This is a genomic window from Phormidium sp. CCY1219 (genome assembly GCF_055795085.1).
In genome coordinates this window covers 1-720 of record NZ_JAYFEQ010000547.1, presented here as the reverse complement: position 1 = coordinate 720, position 720 = coordinate 1, and the positions used below count along the sequence as shown (strand labels likewise).

Here is a 720-nt window from a genome sequence, read left to right as displayed (position 1 = left end):
ATTATCAAAGTGCCTCTACCAACTCCTTTAAGAGAAAATCCTAAAGTTGTCGCTACTTTTTTGAGGATATTAGATGCAGCATTAATATCGGCATTAACTAGGGAATAGTGAATAGTGAATAGTGAATAGTGAATAGTGAATAATAAAATTTTCCCTTTTCCCTTTTCCCTTTAATTAATTCTTGTTGGCATCCATACATCTTTATCACCTCCACGATACAATTATAACATTAAAAAATAAGAAATGACAACCTTTTTGACTTATTTTTAAAGGCGACTAAAGTCGCCGTACGTTTTTCATCTACGTTTTAAAAAACGTAGCTTTCAAACTCTCGTCCTTCTTTCGTAAAAAAGAGCAAGGCGATCGCCCCAGCCACAGGGAGCGCCTCGATCGGATTTGCCAGAATTTTGGCCATTTTTTTACCATAGTTCGAGCTAGTTGTCAAGCCGCAAAATGACTCATCGCGCCGCAAAACCTTCGTCATGGAAAGGCTGCTGGAATCGAAAAAATACCTCCGTATTTTCACGGAGAAAAAAATCCGTGAAAATACGGAGTCAAAAAGAGCGATTTCACCGATGAAATAATAGCCGAAAACCGACACAATAGGAAATGTAGAGTTCAGATCCATCCTATGCAAGCGGCTACTGTCAGCACCCCGCTCTAAAGAGACGGGGCTTCTAGCCCCTGACTTTAGGTAGCTGACCAGCCTAAGCCCTACGA

1 protein-coding gene is annotated in these 720 nt (G+C 40.4%); it reads right to left on the bottom strand.

Annotated elements, in window-relative coordinates:
* Positions 1-307 precede the first annotated feature (307 nt).
* Positions 308-720: hypothetical protein (locus tag AC0QH1_RS14890; protein ID WP_324631972.1), on the bottom strand; the 413-nt coding region annotated here is incomplete at its 5' end.